This window comes from Bacillus sp. FSL K6-1106 (genome assembly GCF_038005245.1).
Classification (GTDB): Bacteria; Bacillota; Bacilli; order Bacillales; family Bacillaceae; genus Bacillus; species Bacillus altitudinis.
On sequence record NZ_JBBOSV010000002.1, the window covers coordinates 532,038 to 553,540 of the forward strand.

General features: G+C 41.0%; 28 protein-coding genes. 11 read left to right on the forward strand and 17 right to left on the reverse strand.

The features are described from left to right. Positions 1-51: 51 nt before the first annotated feature. Positions 52-1,302: a glutamate-aspartate/proton symporter GltP gene (gene gltP / locus MHI20_RS17305; protein ID WP_024719154.1), complete on the forward strand. Its 1,251-nt coding sequence runs from the start codon at positions 52-54 to the stop codon at positions 1,300-1,302. Positions 1,303-1,340: 38 nt separating this feature from the next. Here gltP and MHI20_RS17310 read toward each other — a convergent pair whose 3' ends face one another. Next, positions 1,341-2,360, reverse strand: a complete 1,020-nt coding sequence (locus tag MHI20_RS17310) for a S66 family peptidase (RefSeq protein ID WP_039170182.1) — start codon at positions 2,358-2,360, stop codon at positions 1,341-1,343. A gap of 79 nt (positions 2,361-2,439) precedes the next feature. Beyond that, complete coding sequence (locus MHI20_RS17315; RefSeq protein ID WP_039170184.1) at positions 2,440-3,315, reverse strand: DMT family transporter; 876 nt, start codon at positions 3,313-3,315, stop codon at positions 2,440-2,442. 296 nt (positions 3,316-3,611) lie between these two features. Between MHI20_RS17315 and MHI20_RS17320 the strand changes: the two genes are divergently transcribed. Together MHI20_RS17320 and MHI20_RS17325 are read left to right on the forward strand one after the other, a co-directional pair. After that, complete coding sequence (locus MHI20_RS17320; protein ID WP_007496390.1) at positions 3,612-4,337, forward strand: AzlC family ABC transporter permease; 726 nt, start codon at positions 3,612-3,614, stop codon at positions 4,335-4,337. Then, a complete protein-coding gene (locus MHI20_RS17325; protein WP_024719157.1) occupies positions 4,334-4,654 on the forward strand; it encodes an AzlD domain-containing protein in 321 nt (106 codons plus the stop codon). Before MHI20_RS17320 ends, MHI20_RS17325 begins: the two co-directional genes overlap by 4 nt. Positions 4,655-4,690: 36 nt before the next feature. Here MHI20_RS17325 and MHI20_RS17330 read toward each other — a convergent pair whose 3' ends face one another. Beyond that, positions 4,691-5,353, reverse strand: a complete 663-nt coding sequence (locus MHI20_RS17330) for an O-methyltransferase (RefSeq protein ID WP_340940124.1) — start codon at positions 5,351-5,353, stop codon at positions 4,691-4,693. 153 nt (positions 5,354-5,506) lie between these two features. Continuing rightward, complete coding sequence (locus MHI20_RS17335) at positions 5,507-5,692, reverse strand: CsbD family protein (RefSeq protein ID WP_024719159.1); 186 nt, start codon at positions 5,690-5,692, stop codon at positions 5,507-5,509. Positions 5,693-5,818: 126 nt separating this feature from the next. Here MHI20_RS17335 and MHI20_RS17340 point away from each other — a divergent pair, with 126 nt between their 5' ends. Continuing rightward, positions 5,819-6,376: a GNAT family N-acetyltransferase gene (locus MHI20_RS17340; RefSeq protein WP_340940126.1), complete on the forward strand. Its 558-nt coding sequence runs from the start codon at positions 5,819-5,821 to the stop codon at positions 6,374-6,376. A gap of 4 nt (positions 6,377-6,380) precedes the next feature. Here MHI20_RS17340 and MHI20_RS17345 read toward each other — a convergent pair whose 3' ends face one another. Beyond that, the gene (locus tag MHI20_RS17345; RefSeq protein WP_024719161.1) at positions 6,381-6,968 is read right to left on the reverse strand and encodes a LysE family transporter; all 588 of its coding nucleotides are present in this window, start codon (positions 6,966-6,968) and stop codon (positions 6,381-6,383) included. A gap of 112 nt (positions 6,969-7,080) precedes the next feature. On the opposite strand from MHI20_RS17345, the gene MHI20_RS17350 reads away from it, so the two are divergent. After that, a complete protein-coding gene (locus MHI20_RS17350) occupies positions 7,081-7,635 on the forward strand; it encodes a helix-turn-helix domain-containing protein (protein ID WP_024719162.1) in 555 nt (184 codons plus the stop codon). Between the two features lie 45 nt (positions 7,636-7,680). On the opposite strand, the gene MHI20_RS17355 is transcribed toward MHI20_RS17350, so the two are convergent. The 6 genes from MHI20_RS17355 to MHI20_RS17380 all read right to left on the reverse strand — a co-directional run bounded on the left by MHI20_RS17355 (position 7,681) and on the right by MHI20_RS17380 (position 11,754). Next, positions 7,681-7,974 (reverse strand): hypothetical protein, encoded by a 294-nt coding sequence (locus tag MHI20_RS17355; protein WP_024719163.1) that lies wholly within the window; start codon positions 7,972-7,974, stop codon positions 7,681-7,683. 350 nt (positions 7,975-8,324) lie between these two features. Beyond that, a complete protein-coding gene (locus MHI20_RS17360) occupies positions 8,325-9,377 on the reverse strand; it encodes an LLM class flavin-dependent oxidoreductase (protein ID WP_024719164.1) in 1,053 nt (350 codons plus the stop codon). 17 nt (positions 9,378-9,394) lie between these two features. Next, positions 9,395-10,018: a nitroreductase family protein gene (locus MHI20_RS17365; protein ID WP_039170198.1), complete on the reverse strand. Its 624-nt coding sequence runs from the start codon at positions 10,016-10,018 to the stop codon at positions 9,395-9,397. Beyond that, positions 10,002-10,475: a MarR family winged helix-turn-helix transcriptional regulator gene (locus tag MHI20_RS17370; RefSeq protein WP_340940136.1), complete on the reverse strand. Its 474-nt coding sequence runs from the start codon at positions 10,473-10,475 to the stop codon at positions 10,002-10,004. The genes MHI20_RS17365 and MHI20_RS17370 overlap by 17 nt, the downstream gene beginning before the upstream one ends. A gap of 108 nt (positions 10,476-10,583) precedes the next feature. Further along, the gene (locus MHI20_RS17375; protein WP_414642599.1) at positions 10,584-11,087 is read right to left on the reverse strand and encodes a dihydrofolate reductase family protein; all 504 of its coding nucleotides are present in this window, start codon (positions 11,085-11,087) and stop codon (positions 10,584-10,586) included. A gap of 115 nt (positions 11,088-11,202) precedes the next feature. Next, a complete protein-coding gene (locus MHI20_RS17380) occupies positions 11,203-11,754 on the reverse strand; it encodes a TetR/AcrR family transcriptional regulator (RefSeq protein WP_340940143.1) in 552 nt (183 codons plus the stop codon). A 151-nt stretch (positions 11,755-11,905) separates the two neighbouring features. On the opposite strand from MHI20_RS17380, the gene MHI20_RS17385 reads away from it, so the two are divergent. From MHI20_RS17385 to MHI20_RS17395, 3 genes are all read left to right on the forward strand, one after another. Further along, on the forward strand, positions 11,906-12,529 hold the full coding sequence (locus MHI20_RS17385) for a GNAT family N-acetyltransferase (RefSeq protein ID WP_041507615.1): 624 nt from the start codon (positions 11,906-11,908) through the stop codon (positions 12,527-12,529). Positions 12,530-12,597: 68 nt separating this feature from the next. Continuing rightward, positions 12,598-12,993, forward strand: coding sequence for a VOC family protein (locus MHI20_RS17390; protein ID WP_096881061.1), 396 nt, complete (start codon positions 12,598-12,600; stop codon positions 12,991-12,993). Next, complete coding sequence (locus MHI20_RS17395) at positions 12,990-13,514, forward strand: GNAT family N-acetyltransferase (protein ID WP_024719169.1); 525 nt, start codon at positions 12,990-12,992, stop codon at positions 13,512-13,514. The genes MHI20_RS17390 and MHI20_RS17395 overlap by 4 nt, the downstream gene beginning before the upstream one ends. Positions 13,515-13,526: 12 nt before the next feature. Here the strand turns inward: MHI20_RS17395 and MHI20_RS17400 are convergent, their stop codons facing one another. Further along, complete coding sequence (locus tag MHI20_RS17400) at positions 13,527-13,796, reverse strand: YesK-like family protein (protein ID WP_159145443.1); 270 nt, start codon at positions 13,794-13,796, stop codon at positions 13,527-13,529. A gap of 51 nt (positions 13,797-13,847) precedes the next feature. Here MHI20_RS17400 and MHI20_RS17405 point away from each other — a divergent pair, with 51 nt between their 5' ends. Continuing rightward, positions 13,848-14,321 carry a GNAT family N-acetyltransferase gene (locus MHI20_RS17405; RefSeq protein WP_144668402.1) on the forward strand — a complete coding sequence of 158 codons (474 nt, stop codon included), beginning with the start codon at positions 13,848-13,850 and terminating at the stop codon, positions 14,319-14,321. Here MHI20_RS17405 and MHI20_RS17410 read toward each other — a convergent pair. Next, positions 14,313-15,101, reverse strand: coding sequence for a GNAT family N-acetyltransferase (locus tag MHI20_RS17410; protein WP_340940420.1), 789 nt, complete (start codon positions 15,099-15,101; stop codon positions 14,313-14,315). The two genes, MHI20_RS17405 and MHI20_RS17410, sit on opposite strands and share 9 nt — an antisense overlap. 161 nt (positions 15,102-15,262) lie before the next feature. On the opposite strand from MHI20_RS17410, the gene MHI20_RS17415 reads away from it, so the two are divergent. Then, positions 15,263-15,703: a LytTR family DNA-binding domain-containing protein gene (locus MHI20_RS17415; protein WP_340940151.1), complete on the forward strand. Its 441-nt coding sequence runs from the start codon at positions 15,263-15,265 to the stop codon at positions 15,701-15,703. Continuing rightward, entirely contained in the window at positions 15,700-16,116 is a 417-nt protein-coding gene (locus MHI20_RS17420) for a hypothetical protein (RefSeq protein ID WP_048002349.1), read from the forward strand. Before MHI20_RS17415 ends, MHI20_RS17420 begins: the two co-directional genes overlap by 4 nt. Before the next feature lie 59 nt (positions 16,117-16,175). On the opposite strand, the gene MHI20_RS17425 is transcribed toward MHI20_RS17420, so the two are convergent. The 4 genes from MHI20_RS17425 to MHI20_RS17440 all read right to left on the reverse strand — a co-directional run bounded on the left by MHI20_RS17425 (position 16,176) and on the right by MHI20_RS17440 (position 21,477). Continuing rightward, positions 16,176-16,826 carry a response regulator transcription factor gene (locus MHI20_RS17425; protein ID WP_340940154.1) on the reverse strand — a complete coding sequence of 217 codons (651 nt, stop codon included), beginning with the start codon at positions 16,824-16,826 and terminating at the stop codon, positions 16,176-16,178. Between the two features lie 5 nt (positions 16,827-16,831). Then, the gene (locus MHI20_RS17430) at positions 16,832-18,016 is read right to left on the reverse strand and encodes a sensor histidine kinase (protein ID WP_340940159.1); all 1,185 of its coding nucleotides are present in this window, start codon (positions 18,014-18,016) and stop codon (positions 16,832-16,834) included. Positions 18,017-18,118: 102 nt separating this feature from the next. Further along, entirely contained in the window at positions 18,119-20,296 is a 2,178-nt protein-coding gene (locus MHI20_RS17435) for an MMPL family transporter (protein WP_340940162.1), read from the reverse strand. 149 nt (positions 20,297-20,445) lie between these two features. Beyond that, on the reverse strand, positions 20,446-21,477 hold the full coding sequence (locus MHI20_RS17440) for an acyltransferase family protein (RefSeq protein WP_096881057.1): 1,032 nt from the start codon (positions 21,475-21,477) through the stop codon (positions 20,446-20,448). Between the last annotated feature and the right edge of the window lie 26 nt (positions 21,478-21,503).

Below are 21,503 nucleotides of genomic sequence, written 5' to 3' on the forward strand. Positions count from 1 at the left end.
TTATTGGAAAATTCTTAATATTTTCCATGCATTTAAAGGAGGTAGGAGATGATGAAAAAGTTTGTCGCTTTTCAAATCATGATCGCTTTGGTGATAGGAGCTCTTATCGGCCACTTCTTCCCTGATTTCGGAATGGCACTGCGGCCCATTGGGGATGGCTTTATCCGATTGATTAAAATGATTGTAGTCCCTATTGTTTTCTCTACGATTGTCATCGGCGCAGCTGGCAGCGGTGGAATGAAGAAAATGGGCAGTCTCGGATTAAAGACAATCATTTGGTTTGAAGTCATTACGACCATCGTTCTTGGAATCGGACTTTTATTGGCCAACGTGTTAAAGCCAGGCGTTGGACTCGATTTCTCTCAATTAGCTAAGAAAGATATTGGGGAACTCGATGGTTATACTCAAAAGGTCGTCGATTTTAAACAGATGGTTTTAGACATCATTCCAACCAATATCATCGATGTTATGGCTCAGAATGATTTACTAGCAGTGATTTTCTTCGCTATTTTATTCGGTGTAGCCGCAAGCGGCATTGGGAAAGCTTCCGCTCCTGTCCTTACCTTCTTTGAATCAGTAGCACAAATTATGTTTAAGCTCACACAAATGGTCATGGTGACAGCTCCTATTGGAGTTTTAGCATTAATGGCAGCTTCTGTCGGACAATACGGCATTGTTTTACTCATTCCTATGATGAAACTTGTTGGCACTGTCTTCTTAGGATTGTTTATTATTCTATTTGTTTTGTTCCCTCTTGTCGCACTGATCTTCCGTTTTAACTACTTCGAAGTGTTGAAAATGATTTGGGATTTGTTTTTGGTTGCCTTTTCTACTACAAGTACAGAAACTGTTCTTCCACAGCTCATGTCACGGATGGAGAAATACGGCTGCCCAAAAAGAATCGTTTCCTTCGTCATCCCGTCAGGTCTTTCTCTTAATTGCGATGGTTCAAGTTTATATTTATCGGTTTCCTGTGTGTTTCTTGCACAAGCGTTTGGTGTCGATATGAGTTTATCACAGCAGCTCCTCATGATGCTTGTCCTTGTTTTAACAAGTAAAGGCATTGCAGCTGTCCCGTCTGGCTCACTTGTTGTTCTTTTGGCAACAGCTCATGCAGTAGGTCTGCCAGCAGAAGGTGTCGCTATTATCGCCGGGGTTGACCGGATTATGGATATGGCTCGAACAGGCGTGAATGTTCCTGGACATGCGGTTGCCTGTATTGTCGTTTCTAAATGGGAAAAAGTATTCCGAGAGTCTGCATGGGAAGTTCCAAAAGCAGGTGAAGAAACAAAAGGAATGTAATGTTTTTTATGAAGGAAAGGGGTCGCCCTTTCCTTTTTTTATGGCAAAAATGTCTGCTTCAGCACGGCTTTACCTTCTTGTTGCAACTGCACCTCCGCATATGCTCCGTTAATGAGGGTCATTTGAGGCGGTACGTGTCCACAATCAATATCGTAAACAATCGGTATGTGTAATTCCTTATGCAATTCTTCATATAGATCCGTATATTCATATCCTTCCACAGGAGTGTCCACTGCACTCCTGCCAAACATGATGCCAGAGCAATGATCAAACCAGCCTGCTAGTTTTAATTGAACAAGAGACCTCTTCATGCTCGCAGCATTTAATTCACAGTTTTCAAAATACCATAGAATGGGTTCACCTTTCAGGTATGTTTCTTGAAAAGCTTTGACATCTCCAAAAGGCGTGCCAGCTAAGTGCCGGATCACATCAATACAGCCACCCATCAGTCTTCCCTTCATCGTCGTCTCTAAGTGATCAACAGTACGCCATGCGGTTGGCTCGGTTAAATGAAAGACATGAATGCTTGGATGGTCATACTGCCATTCCTTTTGATACATATCAGAAGAAAATTGAGTAACGTCCTTTTTCTCTGGAGTGGAAAGTATTTGTTCCCACATAGCCGTCACCTGATCAAGCTCTTCCCCCTGAAGATCCACAAGGTTCGGTCCATGCGCTGTCGCAATGCCAGTGTTTAAGGTCAAAGCTAATAGAAGGAGACTTGTATCTGAGTAACCAAGAATCCACTTTTTTTGCATCACTGAGAAATCAAGATGCTCTAACACTTCAATAAACAGCTGTCCGCCCCATGGCGGGATGATGTGGTCAATCTCATGACAAGTCATCATCCGCTGTAACTCATTTGCTCGTATGATTGCAGGGGCAGATTTCGCTTTTTCCTGCTGCCATACTGTCTCTCCACATATGACTTCATAGCCTCTTTTTTTCATCCGATCACAAGACAGTTGAAACATCTCATGCAAAGAGGGTTGCACACCTGAGGAAGGTGCTGTCACCCCAATCGTTTGTCCTTTTTGCAAAAATGGATACTGGATCATCCTGCTCACCTCCACCTTCTATGAATCTCTCATCTATTCTTTGTAAAGAAAATTCCCCTTCTCCAAGGGGAATCTCGTCTTACTCTCTCTGACGCAGGACAGTATATACACCTGCGAAAATACACAAAATCCCAACAAACGAACGTAAGCCCATCTCTTCACCTAGAAGCATCCATCCAAGGACCGTGCCAACGATTGGTTGAAAGAAGAAAAACAGACCACCGCTTGAAGCGTCCATCAGTTGAAGCCCTCTATTCCACAAAAAGAAAGCAAGGGCCGTTGAGATGATACCTAGATACAGAATGCCGCCCCATATTTCCGGTCTTGCCATTTGCTGCACATCAAGATGAGGCAAACGAAACAAGACAGATGGTGTTAATACGATAAAGGCCACAATGATCGCATATGTTGTCGTCACTACTTGAGGATACTTTCCTGGAACTCGTTTCAAAAGAACAGACATGAGCGCCCATGTTAATGCAGCAATAACCAGTGAAAGACCACCAACAAACTCATCCGTTTGAACAGCGACAGGCCCAATCATCGTCAGCACACCTACTGTAGCAAGCAGAATGGAGACACACTTTCTCACTGTGAATGATTCTTTTAATAGAAAGAAAGCGAAAAGCACCATAAAAGCAGGTGTTGCCGATGTGATGACGGCACCCATTTGTGCAGACGTATACATTGTGCCAATTTCTTGGGTCACGATCGAAAGAAAGTTGCCAATCAATCCAATCGCCACAATCAGCGGGATATCCTTTTTGTCTAACCGAAAAGAGTAGCCCAAACGCCAAATCGTGAACACAAGAACGACTCCAGCTATTGCATATCTCATCCAGACGAGCTCAAGTGGCGGGACCACCGCAACTGTTACTTTGACCACTACATACATACCGCCCCAAATACTAGCAGCTAACGCTAAGTAAAGGGCTCCTATATATTTTTCATTCATTTTTTCCCCTCCGTTACTGGATATATTCACTGCGATATCCACAAACGGAGATCACTCTCCGTTATGGACGGAGGTGATTTGGTACATCATGTTCAAATAAAGGCTTCCATTGCATATCAGTCACCCCAATTGTTTTTATTTTCTGATTACTTTATAACAAAATCTGGTTCACTTCAATCCTTTTTTATCGCCATGTTTCTTCATATAATAGAAGTTCAATAGGATTGACATGATGAATTCGTTTTCTTATAGTAAGTAAAACAATTGATGTTTACACAGAAAAGGAGTAGAGTTCTTTGGATGTTGAAGCTAGGAAACACATTCCCACTGCCGGAAACGAACCGTTTCTTGAGGGAATAAAAGATTGTGTGCCAACCTTGCTTGGTTATATGAGCATTGGGTTTGCCTTTGGAATTGTTGGCATTAGTTCGCAGTTAAGTATATGGGAAATCGCGCTGCTCTCTATCTTTATTTATGCTGGCGCTTCACAGTTTATCATCTGTGCATTACTTGTGACAGGAAGCCCCCTTTCCGCTATTATTTTCACCACGTTCATTGTCAATTTACGGCATTTGTTACTCAGCCTTACGCTTGCCCCCCATTTTACACGCTACTCTGTAAAGCAGAACATCGGGTTTGGTCTTCTGCTTACTGATGAATCCTTTGGCGTAGCGATGAATAAATTAGCACAGCAAGGAAAATTGAATAACAGATGGATGCATGGACTGAATATTACAGCTTATTTATGCTGGATTGCTGCTTGTACACTTGGCGGAATATTCGGACACTGGATTTCAAATCCAGAGGCGCTTGGTCTTGATTTTGCCTTATCTGCGATGTTTGCTGCGCTGCTCATTCTTTCTTTACAGACGGTGCCAAAAAATAAGCTAACCCATCGCTTGTCACTTGTTTTATATATGTTTGTTGCGATGTTTGTGCTGCTTCATTTTGTTCCTTCACACGTGGCTGTTTTGTTGGCAACTGTGCTTGTTGCCACTATTGGGGTGGTGACAGATAAATGATTAGTAGTTTTATGTTATGGCTCATTCTTGGCTGTATGATTGTGACCATCATCCCAAGAGTCGTTCCATTTTTATTTGTGAGGAGTATCCAGATGCCTGAAGTGGTGCTCAAATGGTTATCGTTTATCCCCATTTGTATATTTACCGCTTTGATTGCAGAGCATCTTTTCATACATACTACAGCAGGCGTCACCATTCACTGGATGTACCTTGCTGTCTTGGTTCCAACTGTGTTAATCGCTATTTGGACAAAAAGCTTGTCCCTCACCGTTCTAGTAGGCGTCATGCTGATGGGCACAGCTAGATGGCTTTTCTAAAAGAAAAAGCTTAACCGGATGCGGTTAAGCTTTTTGTCATTTTACGATACCGTATATAAAGCCGTCATAGCCTTTTTCGCCAACAGTTTGAATAGCGGTTGCTTCAATTCTCGACTCTTGTTTGAGTAAATCGAAAAATTCACGCGTTCCCTTCACTCGCTCATCTTGATCAGAGGCATGGAGAACTGCCCCATTTCTGACCACATTGTCTGCAATAATGACTGTTCCCTTTTTTGAGAAATGTAACGCCCACTTCAAATATTGCGGGTTGTTTGGTTTGTCTGCATCAATGAAAATCAAATCGAACGGGAGCATATCCTGCTCTTTTAACTGAGATAAAGTATCTAACGCTTTTCCTTCTAAAATGGTGACACGTTCTGCTAGGCCTGCTCTGTCTATGTTTTGCTGTGCGGTTTCTGCATGATGACTGACAGCCTCTAATGTCATGAGTTCTCCATCCGATTCAAGTGCACGGGCAAGCCAAATGGTACTATAACCGCCAAGTGTACCGATTTCTAAAATGCGCTTTGCACCCTTGGTTTTTGCTAACAAATAAAGCAGTTTTCCTTGGGCCGGCGACACATCTATTTCTGGTAACCCGGCTTGCTTATTCTTGATAAGAGTTTGCTCCAATACGTCATCTTTGACCATCAATTTGTCTTTGATATACTCGTCAACTTTCCCCCATACTTGCTCCATTTCATCCATCTCCCTTGTTCATGTCTTCTATTTAAAGTCTACATGACGGAAGCAAGAATTTATAATCAATTCTTTTCACACACCTATTGATTTTATTGATGAAAGGAATGTAATGATGGATACATGGGGCGAGTACCTGCAAGTATGCGCAAACTACTGATTCAGCTTATTTTTCACGTCACCTTTTTTATCTTGAAGCTTTCCTTTTACTTGATCTTTCTTTCCTTCTGCTTTCAGGTTTTCACGATCTGTCGCTTCGCCAAGTTTTTCTTTCACTTGACCTTTGACTTGATTTGTTTTTCCTTTCGCTTTATCCATATGTCCATTTTGTTCACTCATTTGTTCCACCTCCACGTTTGATACTGTTTATTTAGCCTTTTTGCACATGACAAAACATCTGAGTGTGCTGTGTGCGCGTTTCAGGTATGATAGACATAATGGAATGAAAGGTTGGTGGTCTGTTCAATGATCATTTCTGAAAGTATGTTCACTGTACGTGGTGTGACCTATCGTATTCGCTCTGCTGCATTAGCAGATGCCAAACAGTTATCAACTCTCAGACTGAAAATCGATGGTGAAACCGAATATTTAGATCGTGAACCGGGTGAAGCTTTTATTGATGAGAAAGGGTTCGAGGCGTTGATTCAAGAGGATTCCAATGAATGCCGTCATCTCTTTTTAGTTGCAGATATTGAAGGAGACATTGTCGGTTTTTCAAGATGCGAAGGACATTCTCTTAAGCGCTCTGCTCACAAAGTAACGTTTGGCGTCGCCGTACAGAAGGCCGCTTGGGGCTATCACATCGGGAAAGAACTTTTAGCTACATCGATCGACTGGGCAGATCAGCAAGGCATTCAAAAGATGTCACTTCAAGTAATGGAAACCAATCAAAAAGCCATTCGTTTATATGAACACTATGGCTTTGAGATTGAAGGCTTGTTAAAAAAAGATAAACGGCTGGCGGACGGCATGTATTATGATACGGTTGTGATGGGCAGGCAGCGGCCAGTCTCCTGCTCCTGACCGCTTACATGACATAACTCCAGATCATCGAAATCGCACTATACATAAGCAGCAGCCCCATGACGAACTGGAACGGCCGCTGATAAAGAGTTAAAAAACGCTTGAATACAGAGCCAAATAAACTCCAGCTAAATGTGCCTAAAAAACCAATGATGGCGAGAATCAGCGTCAACAACATGTATTGCATATTGGACTGTCCATACGGCAGAACAAAAGTGGAAATGACGGTTAACCCATACAAAATGGCTTTCGGATTAATAAATTGCAGCAGCATCCCCGGGATAAAATGATTATAGCGGTCTAATGTTTCGTCATCTCCGCCTTTACTTTTCATGATTTTAACAGCCAAATAGATCATGTAACCGGCTCCGATGAAAGCCATGACCCAGTCTATTTTCGGCATGACTTGATAAAGAATGAGATTAAAAAAACCGCTCAAACATAAAATGACCAAAAATCCGATCCCAACCCCTAAACAAAATCGAAATGTTTGCTTGACCCCATATTTATTCGTAAAGACCATCGCCATGATATTATTCGGCCCAGGGGTGAAGCTGGTAACAAAAGCATAAATCAACATGGAAACAATCAAATCGTTACCTCCTTTTCATACGTTATTTAGACCTAAAAGTCTTTATTGCGTATATTACGTTTCATTGTACTATTCGGTCGTTATAAAGTAAATAAAAGAAAGGAGTTTTTTGATGGAGGACGTACAATCAATTATTGCTAGAAATGTCAAACTGCTAAGAGAGCAAAAGAAATTAAGCCTAGAAAAGATGGCTGAGGTAACAAGTGTGAGTAAAACGATGATTGGGCAAATCGAAAGAGGAGAATCCACACCAACCATCACCACTCTGTGGAAAATCGCCAATGGGTTGAAGGTGTCTTTTAGCGAACTCATATACGCACCGCAGCCTGAAATTAAGATCGTGCGAAAAGAAGAAGGACAAGTTTTAACCGAGGACGAGGGAAAGTATCGGGTATATACGACGTTCCCATTTGATGACCTGAGAAAATTTGAAGTCTATCAGGTAGAAATTGATCCTCATGGGTCGTTAAGTGCGGAAGAACATATCGGCGGTACAGAGGAATTGATTACCGTATTTGAGGGAGCACTTGATTTATCGATCGGTGATGAGCAATACACATTACAAGCTGGCGACTCGATTCGGTTTAAAGCTGACCGTGCCCATGAGTATAAACAATCAGGAGAACAGATGGTCAGGATGCAAATGATTCTTTATTATCCCCATTAAAAAAAGCTGACAGGCTTGTCCACCTGTCAGCTTTACATTTTATATTTAATTAAATCCTGGATCGCGTACAACCGTTCCAGTAAAGGTAACTCTATATTTTCCTAAACCTAACTCTTCAATTGACGATTGATAGAGAATACCGACCCATCCATCCTTTGCATATGTAATACTTGATGGGATGTTTGACGTCGTATATGTTCTCGTTTCCGAGACGGTTCGACTTGCTTGTACCGTTACTTCACTGCTTACTTTCCCCTTCGCTTCTACCGGGACAGCGGTGACACCCGCACCCGTTAAAACAATTGCTCCAACCAAAACAGAAGTTATGACCTTTTTCATACAAAAAATCCCTCCCTTTTTTTGTTGAACATATTAACCATACCATAATTTAGAACTTTAGTAAGTTATTTTTTCATTTTTTTGAAAATTATGATATGATTGTCTTATGCTGGATAGAGGGTGTTACATACTTCTATGCTTTTATCCTCACCTCGTTCTAGTGAAACAATTGATAACGGAGGTGATTTCATGAAAAAATGGCTTATCTGTTTTCAACTTGTTTTCCTCTTCACCTTGACGGCCACACCATTTGCTTCTGCTGCTTCATGCCCTACAGTGAAACCATGTGTTATTGATCCTTAAGCATAAGAAAAAGTCGATCAAACCTATTCACTTGATCGACTTTTTTGTTATGCTTGCTCTGCTTCCCAGCGGGCAACCTCTTCTCTTACTTTAGGAGCCACTTCTTTTCCAAATAACTCAATAGCTTTCAGCACTTGATCATGCGGCATCGAACCGACCGGTACGTGCAGCATGAAGCGCGTAATGCCTACATTTTTTCGCAGATGAATCACTTTCTCTGCTACGGCATCTGGATCTCCTACATACAATGCACCTTCTAATGTTCTTGCTGCATCGAATGTAGAACGGGTATAAGGTCCCCAGCCTCGTTCTCTTGCTAATGTATTCATGACATGCTGTGTAGAAGGGAAGAATTGATCTGCTGCTAATTCTGTTTCCTCCGCAACAAATCCATGTGAATGGGATGCCACCGTTAATTTCTCAGGATCATGTCCAGCGTGAATCGCAGCTTGCTTGTAGAGCTGCACTAGCGGTGCGAACTGTCTAGGGCTGCCGCCAATAATGGCAAGGACAAGTGGTAATCCTAATAATCCAGCACGTACGACAGATTCTCTGTTTCCTCCACTGCCAATCCAGATGGGAAGCGGATCTTGAACAGGTCTTGGATATACGCCGACATCCTGAATGGAAGGACGGTGCTTACCGCTCCACGTCACACGCTCTGACTGCTGTAATTTCAACAGTAAATCTAGTTTTTCTTCAAATAATTCTTCATAATCATCTAAGTCATAGCCAAAAAGCGGGAACGATTCAATAAATGATCCACGGCCAGCCATGATCTCTGCACGCCCGTTAGAAAGGCCATCTAATGTCGCAAAATCTTGAAACACACGAACAGGATCTGCCGATGAAAGAACAGTTACGGCACTTGTCAGACGAATATTCTTTGTTTGCGTTGCCGCAGCTGCTAATACGACTGCTGGATTTGATGCGGCAAAATCTTCACGATGATGCTCTCCTACACCAAAAACGTCGAGACCCACTTGATCTGCTAAAATAATTTCTTCTACTACTTCACGAATACGCTGTGCGTGGCTGACTGTTTTTCCTGTTTGAAAATCAGGTGTTGTTTCTACAAATGTACTAATTCCTAGTTCCATGAATGGAACCCCCTATCTTATAAATATGTCACAAATTCAGAGACCGGCTTGCGGTAGCCTCTCGCTTGTCTGCTTTCTACTTTTTCTTTTCCGAGTGTAATCATTAATACAGGAACCAAATCTGATTCGATGTTTAACACCTTTTTCATTGCTTCGGGGTCAAAGCCGATCATTGGGCAAGTATCCCATCCCTTGTTTTTGGCGGCAAGCATAAATAGCATGGCAGATAATGAAGCATTGCGAATCGCCTCTTCTTTCTGAAAGTCTGATCCTCTCTGCACATAAAAACTCATCGTCTCTCTGACCATTTCCTCATATTGTTGCGCATTTAAGATGCCGAGCATTTTTAGGCCTTCATAAATGTTTCCTGCTTGCTCATAAGCTTTCGGATCGCCGAGTACAATGATCGCTGCTGAAGCGGAATGCACCTTATATTGTCCAAATGCAGCATCTCTTACTTGCTCTTTAAGCGCTTCTGATTGGACGACGACATATTGCGTATGCTGTAAATTAAAGGCTGAAGGTGCCAGCTTCACTTCTTCAAAGATACTATTAAGCTCTTCTCTCGAAATCGAGATATTCGGCAAAAAATTTGATGCTGATCGTCTTTCACGTACCAATGTATCAAAGCTGTGTGTCATCTTGTTTCCCCTTTTCGTGAAGTTGTTTTGCACCTAAACCGATTTTTTTCAGCCATTCGATAAGCTGCTCTTTTTCATCTGTTTCGATAAAGGACAGATTTTGTGAAATGACATCTGTATGTTTTGGAAAAATATCGTCAAATAGCTGCTTCCCTTTATCTGTCAGTAATACATGGAATACACGTTTATCAGAAGGTGCACATTGTCTTTTGACTAATTCTTGTTTTTCTAATTTGTTGACCACATAGGTGATGCTCCCACTTGGAATGGATAGAATCTCACTAATTTTTTGAACGGGATGCGGTCCCTTACTATACAGTAATTCAAGAATTTGAAAGTTTTCAAATCCGATATCATAACGTTCAATGTCTTTTTGGATGTTTGCAAAAAGGGCATGGTAGGCTTTCATCCACACTCTGAAAAGCCTTAAGTCTAATTCCTGATCTTGCTTCACCATGGCAACTACTCCTTTTTCAATAAATCCTAAAACTAGGATAAATTTATCCTAACACTAGGATATTCTCTTGTCAACGTGTTTGTTTGATTAAAAAAAGACCCCTTTGATTTAGTGGTCTTCTTTTAACACAAAATGCATTTCAGCAATTTGTTTGTATTGATTCACTTGTTGTAATGAAAATCTAGATTCCTGTTCAGTTGGAGGGAAAAGAGGGATTCCTTTTCCAATCATGACAGGTGCGATTTGGAGATACAGCTCATCGACTAATTTTTCTTTTAATAATGCTTGAAGCAGTTCCCCGCCTCCTACTATCCAGATATGCTGCCCTTTTTCATTTTTTAAGTTGTGGATAAATGAGAGAACATCTTCACGAATGATATGAGTTCCTGTATGACTGTCTTGTAAAGTGCGAGAAACGATATAACATGTCTTGTCTTCATAAGGAAACCCATCAGGTGAGAGCTTTAGAACCTGTTCGTATGTGTTCCGTCCCATGATCAGCGTATCGACTGAAGCATAAAATTCCTCATATCTCGTATCCTCTTCGCCCTCTGTTCCTATGAGCCAATCTAAACGGTGATCATCCCTTGCTAAATATCCATCAATGCTCATTGCCCCATAAAATAGTAATTTCCTTTTCAATCTCACCACTCCCCGCCTGAAATAAGAACGTATATTCCCATTTTAACAGAAAGAATAGATAAATGATATATGATCCATTTGTTTCTTACGATTCCTGTTCTACCTTCATAAGAAGCTTGTACAAGATGTGTGCAAGCTGCCCCGCTTCGACTGTCATCCCTTCATGAATCCATTCCTCCAGTACACCAACAACACCAGACACAACAAATGAGGCCACAATCTGTTCATGCTCCGTAATTTGCCGCTGATCAAGCTGCCACTCTTTCATGATTTTTTCTTTAAAAAACGATTTGAATTGATTCGTCGTTGGGCTATTCGGTTTGACAAACAACGTCATTATGAATTGTTTTTCTTTTAAATACTCAGTTGTTTTATTTAAAAAGGACAGCATATCAAGCGGGTCCTGGCTTGGAAACGATTCATCGTATAGTCCGCCAAGCTGATCGAATAGTTCCTTCTCAAGCTGTTCATGCAAATCAAATACATCTTGGTAGTGCAAATAAAAGGTCCCTCTTCCTAAATCCGCTCTTCTAGATAGCTCTGATACTGTAATTTGTTGAACATCTTTTTCCTTTAAAAGCTCAAGAAAGCTTTCCCGTATCGCCTTTTTGGTTTTGATTGTTCGTCTGTCCTTCATCAAACACCCTCCATTTTTGAACAATCTGGCTATACCTGTCTATTTATGAACAAGAGATCATTCATTGCCGATGTTCGGTTTATTTTCCTCTTATTATAATAGACATATGTTCAATAATCTATATCTGTTCAAAAAAAAGGAGGGCCATCATATGCTTCAATTCAGACTTGCTAGAGAGGATGAACTGCCTCAAGTGGCAGCGTTGTTAGATGATTCATTTCAGAACTATTCATTTTTTGATTTATTATGCGAAAAGGTTACCAAGCGTTCTGCTTTCGCCCGGCAGTTGCATTTGGTCAATACAAAGGTATATTTTCAGCATCAAATCTGTTTGGTCGGGGTTGAGAACGAGAAAATTGTGTCTGCCGCCCTGTTAAAACATCCCCGTCTTCCTGAACCAGGACTCATGGATTATGTGTTATCTGGTGGGTTAAAGCTGCTCTTTACTGGTGGCATATCGGCGATTCAGCATGTATTCCGTATGTTAAAGGAGGCAAAAAAAGCGTGTTCTTCCTTAAAGAAACCTTACTGGTATTTAGAAGCTCTTGTCGTTGCAAAAGACCAACAAGGAAAAAAACTTGGAAGCCGTATGTTAAAGCAATGTCTTTTCCCCTTTATCGCCCGGCAAGGCGGCGGACTGTTCACACTGATTACACACAACGAGGCCAATCGTCATTTCTATCGAAAAAATGGGTGGACGGAGTTTGATGAGAGAGTACTGCACGGAGAAGACATGTCCCTAGAAAGCTGGAGTTATAAAACCGTGATCAAATAAAGTATCTTCTTCAAGTGATGATATAATAGAAGCAGTTCAAACAATGATCATACTTGGAGGAGAGACTGATGATACGACGACTTGATCATATCGTGTTGACTGTTCAACATATGGAGGAAACCATTCGCTTTTATACAAACGTATTAGGAATGAAGGAAGAAACTTTTGGAGAAGGCCGTAAAGCCCTTCGTTTTGGCTTACAAAAGATCAACCTTCATGAAGCGGGTCATGAATTTGAACCAAAAGCTGCTCATCCCCAGCCTGGATCTGCTGACTTGTGTTTTATCACCGATTTAGATATAGACAGTTTATTGCTTCATCTTCGAAAGCAGGTTGTTCCAATTGAAGAAGGTCCGGTCAGACGTTCTGGTGCATTAGGTCCGATTGAATCCATTTATATCCGTGATCCTGATATGAACTTAATTGAAATCTCCCGATATTTAGAGGAGGCTGATCCATCATGACTCGATTATTCTTGAGACCGATTGAAGAAAAAGATTATCCTGGTATTCATAGGGGATGCCAGCATGCAGAAACACTTTATATGACTGGCACACGCAAAACGTTCACACTAGAAGAAATTCGTTCAGCCTATACCCGTTTTCTGCTGGATGACAGTAGACGAGACTTTGCCATTTGTCTGCTAGACACGAAAGAAATGATCGGGGATGCGGCGATTGTGGATATTGATCCGATAAACCATACGGCAAGTTTCCGCATTGCGCTGCATGGTCCAGAGCATTTTCACAAAGGGTATGGTACTGAGGCTGTTCGGATGGTTCAAACATTTGCCTTTGAGACGTTAGAACTCAATCGGCTTGAGCTTGAAGTTTTTTCCCATAACCCACGAGCCTTTCGAAGCTATGAGAAAGCCGGATTTCAATATGAAGGAAAAAGACGTCAAGCGCTCTATTTCAACGGTGCTTATTCGGATGTCATCATGATGGGCATCCTTCGTGAGGAATACGATAGAATCAAATCGTAAAGATGTCCCAGCCTACGATGGGTCATCTTTTTTAAACAAATGAACCCCTGTAACGATGATCAAACAAAGGATAGAAGAGAGAACGATAGAGACGCTTGATATGCTGAGCGCCATCCCTTCCCATCTGCCAATGAAGAAACTGCCGATCAATAACAGCAATCCAAACAAAGTGATACATATCGGAACAATCAGCCCGGCATGGCGATGCCTGCGTCTTTTTCCTGCCCACCACGAGAGACAGAGTACAATGACAGTAAAAATAGCGGTTTGTAGCCAGAACATATCGCATCAACTCCTTTTCTTTTTTATCCTATGACAACGGAGGTTTTTCCAATGAATATTAGACCGATTCAAAAGCAGGACAATCCTTTTATCGCGGCCATTATCCGCCAGTCATTAGAATCAGCGAATCTTGCGATTGAAGGTACAGCCTACACAGACCCACACCTTGATCAGCTTTTCGATTACTATCAATCATTGACTCATGCAGCCTATTGGATTGCCGAAGAACATGGTGAAATTGTTGGTGGCGTTGGCATTGCCCCTTTCACAGATGGCATTTGTGAGCTGCAAAAGCTTTATTTAAGCCCAAAAGCACAAGGCAAAGGTGCGGGCAAGAAACTGATGGATATGGCCCTGCAATATGCTGCTACATACTACGATGCTTGTTATTTAGAAACCCGCAGTGAATTAACAGCTGCTACTGGTCTTTATCAACGGTATGACTTCTCTCTTCTTCCTGCACCGATTGAAGGCTCAGAGCATTCTGCCATGGATGCTTGGTATCTCAAAACCTTTTCAGCGTGAGGCATAAAATAAGCGATACGTCTTTGTCCACTGAAAACCTAGCTTCTCTGCCAATTTGGCCGAGGTTGCATGATGGACATCGCAATCCCAATGCGGTGTCTTCCCTTTTTCAACACAGAAGCTGATCATTTGCTGAGCTGCTAACAAAGCCAACCCTTTTCCACGGCAGGCTTCATCTGTCCAAATATCGATTTCCACACGTTTTTCACTTAAAAAAATAGAGATACATTCACTGACCACATCTTCACCATTTAAGATGGCAACTCCGACACCATTAGATAAAAAGTGATCTACTCCTCCCCAATATGCTTCATAATAGCTGGATGGGAATACTTTGCTTGCGGCAATGACTTGTTCATTCGTGCGTTTGATCATTTCGTCTTGATTAGGCACAATCAGATCAGGAGAGGTCAAGTCATAAGAATACGCATGTCTTTGCATTTCATTCAGTTGGGAACCGAAGCATTTTTTCATCATCTCATCTGATGCTGGATTTGCTGAAAACAAAGTGAACCGTCTGTTCTCTCTTTTCTGCTTTTTATAAACATCCACAATGAACGTTGAACATAATGAGAGTGCGGCTTCTGTCTTGCCTGCGACATAATAAATGCCGGTTGTCGTCCCTACAAAATAGACACACGGGTGATCTCGGTGATCCACATATAAATCTCCTTGTATCACGCCATCGAGTATCGCATCTACGAACACTGGATAGGCAGGATCAATCTGCCGAATTTCCTCTTTTACCGCTCCTGTCCTTTGTTGATCTACAAGATACAACATCATTCCTCCATTCACGAACGAGTATCTTTTCATTATAAAGGAAAGCCGCAGACACGCGGTGAATCTTTGCAACAAAAAGAATTCTTCTGCATCAAAGCAACATTCAATCGCATTCGCTTTCATCTATTGCTATGCTCATTGTGAGAGGAGGTTTATGGATGAAATTTCGTTTGATCTGGAATCAAGAAAAGGATGTGACGGAAGTAGACGTCATCAGCCATCCACATAATCAAGAACGTTTACAAAAGATGGCATCAATGCTGGAGACTAGTACATCTCTAACGGTCAAAGATCCAAAAAATGATCGGCAATCTCTTTTACCATTAGAACAAATTGAAGCAATCTCTGCGCTTGGACATCTGTCAAAGGTGATCACGACTCAGGGTACGACGTATTTTCTCAGTAAACGGCTGAAGGATCTGAAGTCGTTAGAGCGTGAACATTTCTATCGTATCAACAATGCAGTCATTCTCAATTTAGCGCAAGTCGACAGCTTTGTCGCTGGTTCGTACGCTCGCTTAGAGGTCGAAACCATCTCGAAAAACAGCTACACCGTCAGTCGTCATTACGCCAAATATATAAAGGAGCGATTCAAATGATCAAGGAACTAAAACATCAATTTATGCAAACAGCTTTTGTCTCTATCGTATGGCTGACACTCATCCTGTCAATCACTCAATGGTCATCCTCTATCCCTTTTCATTACGTGTGGCACATCATTGGCATCGGTACTCTGGCAGGCATCGTCTTTGGGGTCATGTATCCTTTACTATGGAACTACTTTACCTTTCCAGCACCCATCAACATTCTCATCTCCACTGTCGTCAATTTAGGGTTTCAAGTAGGAGCCGTCGCTTTATATTCGACTACACTGCTCGAATGGATCATGCCTTATTTTATCGGTATAGCCTTTCTCACATTAGTAGGCCATATCATCGCCTTTCTGTTTTACAAAAAGCAACAAAATCAAAAACTGGCGCAGGCACTGAATCACCTGAAACCGCAGCCTTAAAAAAAGAGACCTTATTTGAAAGGTCTCTTGTCTATTATTCTGCTGCTAACTCATTCTCTCTAAAAATGAATCACCCCTAATTCCACTGCTGCTTTAATTGCTTCCGCTCTTGAAGTGACCTCCAGCTTTTGATAAATATTTGTTAAATGAGCTTTGACAGTTCTCTCGGAAATTCCCATATCAAATGCAATTTCCTTACTTCGATATCCTCTAGCCACTGCTTGCAAGACAAGCATCTCTTTTTCAGTCAGCATGTTTATTTCTTTTTTCAAATGGGGCGGAGTCACTTGATGCTCTGTTGATTCAAATACTTTAGCAGCGACGTTTGCTTGAAGAAGAATATCCCCTCTGATAGCTGCTTCAATTGTATAAAATAAATTTTCTCTGCTGGCATCCTTTAAAAGATAGCCCTTTGCTCCAAGTTGCAGCCCTTCAATCATTAATTTCTCTTCGTTATAGGTAGTGAGAATCAGGACCGGTACTTTTAATTGAAGAGACTGCATCTCTTTTAACATCTCAAGCCCACTCATGTTAGGCATGTTGAGGTCAAGTAATACAAGGTCTGGAGCCTTCTCTTTCAAGATATCTAAACCCTTTGCTCCATCCTCTGCTTCACCAACAACATCAAATCGTTGATCTGTCTCAAGAATTAATTTTAATCCTTCTCTAACAACAAAATGATCATCGACAATCACAATTTGATAAGACATTGTGTTTACTCCTTTTTCAAAGGTATGGTTACCGTCACTTGTGTACCTTCATTTTTTTCGCTTTTCAAGTGTAGCTGTGCATCAAGCAGTCGGGCACGTTCTGACATACCAATTAGACCGTAATGCCCGGAAGTGGATTCTTGTTTTTTCTCATCAAAACCCACTCCATTATCTGTGATTTGCAAGGAGATTTGATCATCTTGTTGCTTCATCATCAATTCGACCTTACTTGCTTTGGCATGCTTGGCAATATTCGTCAAACATTCACTGACAATGTATACAGTATGTTCGATGAGGAAAGGGGACACTTGATAAGAGACAGCCACTTTTGTATGAACTGGAATATTCGTCGCCGTCATAAACCGATTCACTTCATCTTTCACAGAATCAGCTAAGTCATATTGATCCTGGCTGTATGTTCGAAGGTCGTCAATGACCAATCTCGCCTCACCTAATGTCGTCCGCGCATGGCTCATTGAACCTTTAATAATGCTTTGAGCACGCTCAACATTCTGATTCTCTAAATGGGCATGGACCGCTTCTAGCTGCATAATAATACCTGCCAGCCCTTGTGCAAGGGTATCATGTAAATCTCTCGCCATTCTTTGACGCTCATTAGCAAGTGTCAGCTCTTCCACTTGTTGATGTGCCAATTCAAGTTCCTTTAAAAATGTTTGTGTACGAATTCTAGCTTTGACTTGTCTAAAAAATAAAATGGAGTATGCGATGACTACAATCAGAATCAAAAACAAAATAGGAATGTATACGGTCAAATCATCTGTATCATTGACCAAAATAAGGGCAAGAAAAAAAAGAACATAAAAACTAAGCCCTGTCAAAATCACCTTCAATGTATGATAATATACCCCAATACTTTGCGCTATTAGTACCGGTAACAGACCAATTAAGATCACAGGGGAAGCCGCCTGCATGACTGAAACACAAAGTAGAATCACTATTCCTTGAATCAGAAAATATACCCATGGATTCTGCCGAAACCAGTAAAATGACCACCAATGCAGAATCAGATGTATGGCAATAAGTGCAGAAAAAAACAGGCCAGAAAGTGCTAATGGGGTGGTTATAAACTGAAATATCATTGCTGCAATATAAACAAGAATGACCCATAATAATGTTGGAATTCGCGAATAGATCATTTCATTAAAAGGGTCTACCCGTCGTTTCGCCATAAATATCACCATCCGAGCCTCATATTCACTCAAAAAATACCGCCCACCCTTTATCGAGGTAATGGCGGTATCATCAATCATACCATGTAAGACTATCAGTGACTAAATCACCTTCTCTTCTTTCTCATCCTTCTGAGAAAAAGACTCACCTTCAATGTCTATACGTGGAAGCCATCTTTCAAACCATTTGGGTAAGTACCAAGCAGCTCGTCCGAGCAGCATCATACAAGCTGGGATAAAAGTCATTCTTATGACAAATGCATCAAACAGAACACCGAATGCCAACGTTAACCCCATTGTTTTGATAATCAAGTCATCTGCAAAGATAAAACTAGCAAAGACGAAGATCATGATTAAGCCTGCGGCAGTCACTACTCTTCCACTATGCTTCAAACCTGATACAACGGACTTTTTCGCATCACCTGATAGAAGGAAATCTTCTCTCATTCGACTGACTAAAAAGACCTCATAATCCATTGCAAGACCAAATAATATGCCTGTTACTAGTACAGGCATAAAGTTTAACAATGGGCCATTTGCTGGTATTCCAAACAATGGCGCAAGGTGTCCATCCTGTAAAACAAAGACTGAAAAACCTAGTGTAGCGGTCAATGTCATAAGGAATCCTAAAACCGCTTTTAATGGAACAAGGAAGGATCTAAACACAAGAATCATCAAAATCAAAGCAAATCCAATAATGACTCCTGCAAATTTCGGTAACGCTTCACTGAGTCTATCTGAAATATCTATATTAACTGCCGTAGAACCAGTAACAAGTAATTTCGTATCATACTTTGCAGCAGTCTGACTAGATTCATTTCGTATATCTTTGACTAATTGCTTTGTCGCCTTATCTTCTGGACCGCTTTTCGGTAAGATGGTCAGCATGGCGTACTTACCCGATGGATTAGGAACAGGCGGTGCCATTTGTTTGATGCCATCCATCTTCTCTAATACTTTTGTTGTTTTCTCAATAGATTTCATTGCGTTATTTGCACGGGAGGCATCAATGATAACAACCAGTGGCCCATTAAACCCTTTACCAAACCCTTCTGCTAACAGGTCATAGCCCTTACGTTCAGTTGTTTCCTTCCCCTTCATGCCGTTATCAGGAAGACCCAACTCCATATGAAGTGCTGGCCAACTGAGTAGACCAGTCAATACAATGACACCTAGGATGATCTTACCTGGATACTTCTTGATAAACCTTCCCCAAGCTGTGGCTTCTTCTTTTTGTTGAGATTGTAATTTAGAGAACCATTTATTCTTTCTTGAAGGGCTTACTTTATCACCAAGAATCCCTAGTATGGCAGGAACAATTGTGAGAGACACAAGCATAACTGATAGTACCATGAATGCAGCTACAAGACCCATAACGCCTAAAAATGGTATACCGACTAATACAAGTCCGCATAGTGCAATTACGACGGTAACACCTGCAAACAATACAGCGCTGCCTGCTGTAGCAACAGCTCTAGCAGCTGCTTCTTTCAATTCGTAACCCTCTGCTAATAACTGTCGATAACGAGAAATGATAAATAATGCATAATCAATTCCTACTGCAAGTCCAATCATCACAGCTAATGTAAGACTAAATGCAGACATCTCAACAAAATTTGAGGTAATTAATATGACCATCACGCCGATTATTAACCCAATGACAGCCGTCAAGATCGGTAGTCCTGCAATCAATAGTGAAGCGAAGGTAAAGGCTAAAATAAAGAAGGCCATGACAATACCTATGACTTCCGAAATCCCGCCTACCTCAATTTCTGAGAATGTGACGGAGCCGCCTAATTCTGTTTGGATGCCAGCCTTTCTTGAAATCTTAATACTATCTAATACTTTCTCTTTTGAGGATGTTTTTACCTCATCCGCCTTTACCCGGTATGTAATATCCGCATACCCTATTTTCTTATCCTTACTAATAGCAAATGTCTGATATAAATCCGTCACTTGCTTGACTTCTTTATCCTTTTTGACTTCTTTGATCGTTTCGTTCAATTTGTTTCTTACTTTTTTTGTTTCTAATGTTTCACCCTTAGGTGCTTTAAAGATCAGACGAATCGTCCCGCCATCATCACCTGCTGGGAACTTTTTCTCCAAGAGATCCATTGCCTTTTCTGACTTTGTTCCTGGAATCGACATATCGCCATTAAATGAAACACCTGTCCCTATTGTTGCCGCCACAACAGCTACTAAAACAAGTAACCAACCGATAATCATCCGTTTCGGCTTAGAAAATGCACTTTTTCCTAAATGATATAAAAATTTTGCCATTCACTTACTCCTTTTTCTTCAACTTCGTGAACTTGATCTCTTTATTCTAAGCAATGAGATGGTCGATTGAAATTGTACTTTCGGGCAAGAAGCATTGTACTTTTAGGCAACAAAAAAAGGGCATCTTCTTAAGATCCCCTTTAAAACGTTTATGAAGCGACTGTTTTTCGCCTCGTTCTGTTGATTTTACCGACAAACATATAGCCATATTTATAATGATTTGCTATCCGTGACAATAGGATAGGTCCAGCAATTGCAAGTGCTGATGTTATGATTGTCCCTACAAAGAATGGATAATCTTTTAATTGTCCCCATAGTAACACAGAGATACCTAGAAAATACCCGTGAAGCAAATAGATGGTGAATGAATATTGACTAATGACAGCTACGAAAGGTGGAACGCTTTTCACTTTAGAAAACAAGAGAAAACATAAGAAGACAATACTGACTGTATAAAGAACAACGTCTGGCCTCTTAGAAGAAGACTCGAAAAAGCCTACATATGAATTGCTTAGAAGGGTCGCTGCGGAAATCAAAACAAGTCCATACACGGCATACTTAAAACGATGAAGTCTTGTGATAAACTGCTGATAATTCGCTCCACAATAATAGGCTAAACAAAAATAGAACAACCACCCTGGAAATGGAATCCATTCTAAGCCGAACATTGGATTAGGTAATTGAGGTTGTGGGATTTTGACGAGGTTCATGACACTTAAATAACCAACTGTGATGATAAAGGAGATCGGCAATACCCATTTGGCTGAGGTACGCTTAGCCATTTTGTGAAAAAACATGTGCAAAAAGTAAAATTGAAAAATAATCAGAACAAAATAACCAATATAATTCCCCAATAAGACATTTGCTGAAGCTCTTTTAAAAAAGTCAGCTGCCCCTCCATTTAACGATGCCGAATGCAAAAAACCATCGACAATCCCAATAAAAGCAAATGGGAAAAAGATGGCTTTCACCCTCTTCCACATAAATCCTTTAGGGGTACCATTCGGATAAGCATGAGCCAATAAAAACTCAGAAATGAAAATAAAACTCGGGGTACTGAACATGAGTAGTGCTACAAGAATAGATGATGAATGAGAGCTAGATAAAATGGCTATTGCATGAATAAGCACAACACTCAAACACGAGATACACCGAATATAAAAAATCTCTTTAATTTGCATTGAAAATCCTCCTCCTGTATTTTGGT